General features: G+C 72.8%; 8 protein-coding genes. 4 read left to right on the top strand and 4 right to left on the bottom strand.

Translation table 11 applies throughout. The annotated features are described in order from the left end of the window. On the bottom strand, positions 1-220 hold a 220-nt coding region (locus tag AB8Z36_RS27655; RefSeq protein ID WP_369216102.1), incomplete at its 3' end, for a hypothetical protein. 47 nt (positions 221-267) lie between these two features. Further along, positions 268-669 carry a VOC family protein gene (locus AB8Z36_RS27650; protein ID WP_369216101.1) on the bottom strand — a complete coding sequence of 134 codons (402 nt, stop codon included), beginning with the start codon at positions 667-669 and terminating at the stop codon, positions 268-270. Between the two features lie 136 nt (positions 670-805). On the opposite strand from AB8Z36_RS27650, the gene AB8Z36_RS27645 reads away from it, so the two are divergent. Beyond that, positions 806-1,825, top strand: a complete 1,020-nt coding sequence (locus AB8Z36_RS27645) for a helix-turn-helix transcriptional regulator (protein ID WP_369216100.1) — start codon at positions 806-808, stop codon at positions 1,823-1,825. 95 nt (positions 1,826-1,920) lie between these two features. Next, the gene (locus AB8Z36_RS27640) at positions 1,921-2,628 is read left to right on the top strand and encodes an N-acyl homoserine lactonase family protein (protein ID WP_440582012.1); all 708 of its coding nucleotides are present in this window, start codon (positions 1,921-1,923) and stop codon (positions 2,626-2,628) included. A gap of 27 nt (positions 2,629-2,655) precedes the next feature. On the opposite strand, the gene AB8Z36_RS27635 is transcribed toward AB8Z36_RS27640, so the two are convergent. Next, on the bottom strand, positions 2,656-4,104 hold the full coding sequence (locus tag AB8Z36_RS27635; protein WP_369216098.1) for an amidase: 1,449 nt from the start codon (positions 4,102-4,104) through the stop codon (positions 2,656-2,658). A 136-nt stretch (positions 4,105-4,240) separates the two neighbouring features. On the opposite strand from AB8Z36_RS27635, the gene AB8Z36_RS27630 reads away from it, so the two are divergent. Further along, a complete protein-coding gene (locus AB8Z36_RS27630; RefSeq protein ID WP_369216097.1) occupies positions 4,241-4,858 on the top strand; it encodes a TetR/AcrR family transcriptional regulator in 618 nt (205 codons plus the stop codon). Between the two features lie 236 nt (positions 4,859-5,094). Here AB8Z36_RS27630 and AB8Z36_RS27625 read toward each other — a convergent pair whose 3' ends face one another. Further along, complete coding sequence (locus AB8Z36_RS27625) at positions 5,095-5,574, bottom strand: hypothetical protein (RefSeq protein WP_369216103.1); 480 nt, start codon at positions 5,572-5,574, stop codon at positions 5,095-5,097. A gap of 351 nt (positions 5,575-5,925) precedes the next feature. Between AB8Z36_RS27625 and AB8Z36_RS27620 the strand changes: the two genes are divergently transcribed. After that, the coding region (locus tag AB8Z36_RS27620) for an alcohol dehydrogenase catalytic domain-containing protein (RefSeq protein ID WP_369216096.1) at positions 5,926-6,241 on the top strand (316 nt) is incomplete at its 3' end.

Below are 6,241 nucleotides of genomic sequence, written 5' to 3'. Positions count from 1 at the left end.
CGTCGGCGGCGACGCGGACCAGTCGGCTGATCGGAAGGCCGGGGGCGTCACGGGCCCGCCGGTCGCGGTCCCCTGTCTTGTGGTCCCCGTCCCCGTCCCCGTCCCCGGAGACGGCGATCAGACACACGGTGACCAGGCAGACGGCGATCAGGCAGACGGCGGTGAGCAGGGCAATCGCCGGTCTCCCACCGGAGCGCCGCGACCCGGGTTCCTGTGACACCTCGCATCCCATGCCCCTACGACGTGACAGCGCCGCCGGACGTTCGGTCAGGGCCTGCCGAACTTCGCCCTGGCCGCCGGGGTCACCGGGGTGAAGAAGTTGACGAGGTTGCCGTCGGGGTCGCGGAAGAGCAGGGCGCGGTTGCCCCACGGCATGGTCGTGGGCTCCTTGACGAACTCCTCGACGGAGCCCGCCAGATTCTCGTACACGCGGTCCACGTCGGCCACGAGGAACTCGGTGATCACGCTCTGGTTCGCCGCGGGACGGGCGGAGCCGGGGGCGAACAGCGGGACGGTCCGGGTGCTGGCGATCGCGAGTGTGGCACTCGCCGTCCTGAGCTCGGCGAAGTCCTCCGTCGCCCAGGAGGCCGGGACTCCGGTGGCCTTCTCGTAGAAGGCGACGAGCCGTGCGACGTCGGCGGTGATGATGCGGATGGAGACGAAGTCCATGACGTTTCCCTTGCTTGTCTCGGCTGCTGGGCGCCTTGCTGCACCGCTCCTCGGCTGCTGCCGGAGGCGGTGTGCGTCGCACGGTAGGACAAATAGGGGACAGAAACGGTCCGGTATGCGCAGTAGGCTGCGGAGCATGTCCCGACCCACCGGCCGCGTACTCGCTCTCCTGGAGCTGCTCCAGTCCGGCGGCACCCGCACCGTGACGGAGCTCGCCGACCGGCTCGGTGTCGACGGGCGGACCGTGCGGCGCTATGTCAACCACCTGGTGGACATCGACGTACCCGTCGAGGCGGTGCGCGGGCGCTACGGCGGCTACCGGCTCGCCCCCGGCTACCGCATGCCGCCCCTGATGCTCACCGACGAAGAGGCGCTCGCCGTACTGCTCGGCCTGATCGCCGGACGCCGGGCGGGGCTGACGGCCACGGAGGACACGGCGAGCGAGACGGCGGCGGCCAAGGTCCGGCGCGTCCTGCCCACGCGCCTGGCCCACCGCCTCGACGCGGTCCTTGCGTCCCTCGCCTTCACCGAGGGGCCCGGCGCGTCCGCCACCCCCGGCACGGGGGTCCTGCTCACCGTCGCCGACGCGGTGCGCCACCAGCGACCGCTGGCGATCAGGTACACCGACCGCGAGGGCCGGAGCGGCGGCCGCACCCTGCACCCGTACGGGATCGTCACCCACGCGGGCCGCTGGTACGTCACGGGCACGGACCCGGAACGCGACGAGGACCGGACCTTCCGGCTCGACCGCGTCATGGACGCGAGGGCGCTGCCCGGCTCCTTCGAGAAGCCCGCGGGGCCGGACCCCGCGGAGCGCGTCGTGACCGGCTTCGCCACGGCCGGCTACCGGCACCGGGTGACCCTGCGCGTCCACGGGACGGTCGAGCAGATCCGCTCCCGCCTGCCCGCCAGTGTGGCGACCGTGACAGACGAATACGCCGACCCCGGCCCCGACACCGCTATCGGCACCCGCACCGAGGCGGAGGCGTCGGCCGAGCGCTGGCGGCGCGTCGAACTGCGGGTGGAGAGCCTCGACTGGCTCCCACCGGTGCTCGCCTCCCTCGACCGCCCGTTCACCGTCGAACGCCCCGACGCGCTGCGTGACCTCGTCGCCGCCCTCGCCGACCGCCTCGCGTCCTACGCCCGACGGCCCTGAGCGCCCGTACCCGTGACCCTGCCCTCTGCTGTCGGCAGAAGCCCTACGAGGGGGCGGCCAGGGCCTGCCAGGGTGACCGGATGCAGCAGAACCGGATGAAGCAGAAGACGTCGGTGCGCCGCCTCGACCTGGGCTACTTCGTGCGGCCCGCCTCCGAGACGGGACACCACGAGCCGCGCGTCGAACCCGTACTGGCCTACCTGGTCCGGCGGGAGGAGGGACTGCTCCTCTTCGACACCGGCATCGGCGCCGGTGACGCCGAAACCGAGGCCCACTACCGTCCCCGGCGCCGACCGCTGGCGGACGCCCTCGCCGCGGCGGGGGTCTCCCATGCCGACATCACCCTGGTGACCAACTGCCATCTCCACTTCGACCACTGCGGCGGCAACCCGTCCTTCGCGGGCAGGCCCATCGTGGTGCAGTCGACGGAGCTGGCCACCGCCCGGCGCGGCGGATACACCATCGACGCGCTCGTCGACTTCCCCGGTGTCCGGTACGAGGAGACCGACGGTGAGGCGGAGCTCTGGCCCGGGGTGCGGATCATCCCCACCCCGGGGCACACCGACGGACACCAGAGTCTGGTGGTCCGGCAGCCGGACGGCACCGTCGTGCTCGCCGGGCAGGCGCATGACTTCGCGTCCCACTTCGCGTCGGACGACCTGGCCCGCCGGGCCGCCCTGGACGGCCACGCCGCACCGCTCCCCGCCTACCGGCCCTGGCTGGAGCGGCTCCTCGGCTTCGACCCGCGCCGCGTCCTCTTCGCCCACGACAGCTCGGTCTGGGAGCCGGGCGCCGACGGGTGACGCCGTCGCACCGGCGAGCGTGCCCGTTCACCGGTCCCGGGCCGCCGCCCACACCCCGGGAACGCGGTCCTTCCACGGGCTCGCCTGTTCGAGCTGGCCCGCCAGGCGGAAGAGGAGGTCCTCCCGGCCGTAGCCCGCGGCGAACTGCATGCCGACCGGGAGGCCCGTCCCGGCGTCGGCCGTCACGGGGACCGACATGGCCGGTGTGCCCGCCGCGTTGAACGCCAGGGTGAACGGTGAACGGTCGTTGAGGCGGTCGATCCAGTCGAAGCCGTCCATGGTCTCCGCGCCCTCGGCGTAGACCCCCAGGGGCATGGGAAGCTCGGGCAGGGTCGGGGTGAGCAGGACGTCGTGGGTGCCGAAGTACCCTGCCAGGCTCCGGCCGACCCGGTTCCGTATCCCGAGCGCGGTGACGAGCTGGGGGCCGCTGACCCGCTGTCCGTAGTGGTAGCCCGCGAGGGTCTCCCGTTCCAGGGTCGACATGTCGATGGGACGGTCGAGGGTCGCCGCGAGTCCATCGACCGAGGCCGCGAGATTCGCCGTCATCAGGCGGGCGGTGGCCAGCACGAACTCCTCCCAGTCGGCCCCGAGTCCGACCGGCTCCTCCGTCACCCGGTGGCCGAGGGATTCGAGCAGACGGACCGTGCGGGAGAGGGCGTCGGCGACGGGAGCGGCGGTACGGCGACCGCCCCACGCCTGGGCCAGGACGCCGATCCGCAGTGTGCCCGGGTCGCGGGTGACCTCCTCGGCGTAGGGGCGGCGCGGCTCCTCTGCGTAGTAGGGGTCACCCGGCTCGGGCCCCCGGATCTGGTCGAGCAGGGCCGCGCTGTCGCGCACGCAGCGGCTCACGCCGCCCTGCACGGCGAGCCCGCTGAAGATCTCGTCGGCGTCCGGCCCCACCGAGACCCGGCCGCGCGTGGGCTTCAGGCCGAAGAGGCCGTTGCAGGCGGCGGGGATGCGCAGCGAGCCCGCGGCGTCGGTGGCGTGCGCGACCGGGACCACCCCGGCGGCGACGGCCGCGCCCGCGCCCCCGCTCGAACCGCCCGCGCTCCGTGCGAGGTCCCACGGGTTGCGGGTCGCCCCGTACGGCGCGGGCTCCGTCGTGATGCTGTAGGCCATCTCCGGTGTGGCGGTCCGCCCGAACGTCACGAGACCGGCGCGGCGGAAGCGCCGCATCAACGACGAGTCGGCGCCCGCGACGAGGCCCGCCGCGAGACGGCTGCCCAGCTCCATCCGCCTTCCGGCCATGGCGACACCGAGGTCCTTGATCAGGAAGGGGACCCCGGCCAGCGGTGCGCTGCCGGGGGCGGGCCTGTCGTCGGTCGGCCAGGTCTCGACGAGGGCGTTGATCCGCGGTTCGACCACCCGCGCGGCCTCCCGTGCGGCCGCCTCCAGTTCGCCGGGCGTCACCTCGCCCCCGGCCACCAGTTCCGCGAGGCCGACCGCGTCATGACTCACGTACTCGCTGACGTGCATGGTCACTCCCAGCTCAAGAATAGACACCAATAGATACCGTTGAGTCCCTGATGATACCGAGCGGTATCGTGAGGGACGGGCTGGTACCGTAGCAGGTGTCGGGAGGCCCGGCCGAACGAGACATCACGGAGCAGTCATGGCAACGACCGCCGGAAGGCCGGGCAGGGTGGCAAAGCTGCCGCCGCGCGAGCGCATCCTCGACGCGGCGGAGGAACTCTTCCAGCGGGAGGGCATCCTGCGCGTGGGCGTCCAGGCGATCGCCGAGCGGGCCGAGACCACCAAGATGGCCATCTACCGCCACTTCGAGACCAAGGACGCGCTGGTCGCGGAGTGGCTGCGCATCGTCGCCGCCGAGTACCAGGCGGCGTTCGACCGGGTCGAGGCGGAACACCCCGGGCGGCCCGAGGAGCAGATCCTGGGACTGGCGCGCTTCATCGCCGAGGGACTGCCCGCGATCTCGTACCGCGGCTGCCCGTTCATCAACTCCCTCGCCGAGCTGCCCGACCGCACCCACCCCGCCCGGCGGGTGATCGAGGAGCACAAGGCACGCCAACTGCGCCGACTGGTCGCCCTGTGCACCGCCGCCGGGCTGCCCGACCCCGGGCAGGCCGCCGCCGAGACCACCTTCGTCCTGGAAGGCGCACAGGTCAGCACGCAGAACGGCAGCGTCGACCGGGCGGGCGAGCGGCTCCTGCGGATCGTCGGGGGCATCATCGACCGCCACCGGGCCCCCGGGGCGCGGGCGACGGGCTGAGGAAGGCCGCGACCGGTGTACTCGTACGACCCGCACCGCCCTGGAGATCGGCGCGGGCACGGGCAAGGCGACCCGGCTGCGCGGCGGGGTGTCGCGGTCACCGCGACCGAGCCGGACGCCGCGATGCTCGCCGAGCTGCGCAAGCAGGTGCCGTCCACCGTCAGGACGGTGCACGCCACGTTCGAGGACCTGCGGCGCGACGGGCCGGGGGAGCGCGGCGCCCGTGGCCGCGGGCGTCAGTCCTCCTCTGAGAGCGACATGGCCTCCGTGACCAGGCGGGTGGCGAAGTCGGGGTCCTCGGTGATGCGGTTGATGTGCTCCGCGAGCAGGAACGCCGTGGCCTCCAGGGCGTTCATCTCCTTCATCTTCCAGTCCCCGTACTGAAGGCGCCACAGGTTCGGGCTCAGGCCCATGCCCGCGGCGACGACCAGACCGGCCATGGTGGGGATGACCTCGGGACGGATGCTCTTGGGCATCATCCGCATCGTCGCCACGATGCTGGGCACCACGTACTCGACGACGTCCTTCTCCTGGTTCTCGTGCACCTGCCGCAGCCAGGTCATATACATGTAGATGAGCGTGCAGGCGCCGTCCAGCAGGTCGGTCGCCCCCTGGCGGTCGAGCGACGCCGTGAACTGGTCGCTCAGCGCCCGCTGCACGGGATCGGTCGCCGCGTTGCCGCTGTGCACACTTCTGAGCCGGGAGTCGACCATCATGAGCGCCGCCCCCACGTCACCGGCGGGGGCGTTCTCGGGGTCGAGAGGTGAGGGCGTTGATGACGGTGATGGCACGGGCTTCCTCCTGGTGGGACAGCGAGGGGGCGGCGCGGCCCCGACCGGCGGAACATCCGGTGGCGGGACCACAGCCCGGATTATGTCCGGCGGCCGGGGCGCCGCTCCGCCGGAATGCCCGTACCGGCCACGCCCGCTGCCGCTTCGCGGGGCGGGCGCGTGCGGAGTCTCCCGGTGCCCGCACCCGCGCCGGTGTGGTCCTCGGGTGAAATGACACGCGGGTTCGCGAGGCGAGGGACGTACGGTCGTGTTGCCCGACGTGGAAAGGAGTGCCTGATGAAAGCGGCCCGTTTCAGCCGGTTCGGAGGACCGGAGGTCCTGGAGATCGTGGAGCTCCCCGATCCGCGTCCGGGGCCCGGCCAGATCCGGATCACGGTGCGCGCCGCCGGTGTCAGCGCCAGCGACTGGAAGAAGCGGCAGGGCCTGCTGGACGAGGAGCTGCCGCAGACCCTGGGGTACGAGGCGGCGGGCATCGTCGACGCCGTGGGTGACGGCGTGGTCGGCGCGGCCATCGGCGACCRCGYSTTCGGGTTCTCCGGCGCGGGTGCGGCCCAGGCGGAACTGGCGGTGCTCGACCACTTCGCGCCCGTCC

Source organism: Streptomyces flavofungini (genome assembly GCF_041028215.1).
GTDB lineage: Bacteria > Actinomycetota > Actinomycetes > Streptomycetales > Streptomycetaceae > Streptomyces > Streptomyces flavofungini_B.
The sequence above is the reverse complement of the archived record's forward strand: the minus strand, read 5'-3'. Positions and strand labels throughout refer to the sequence as shown.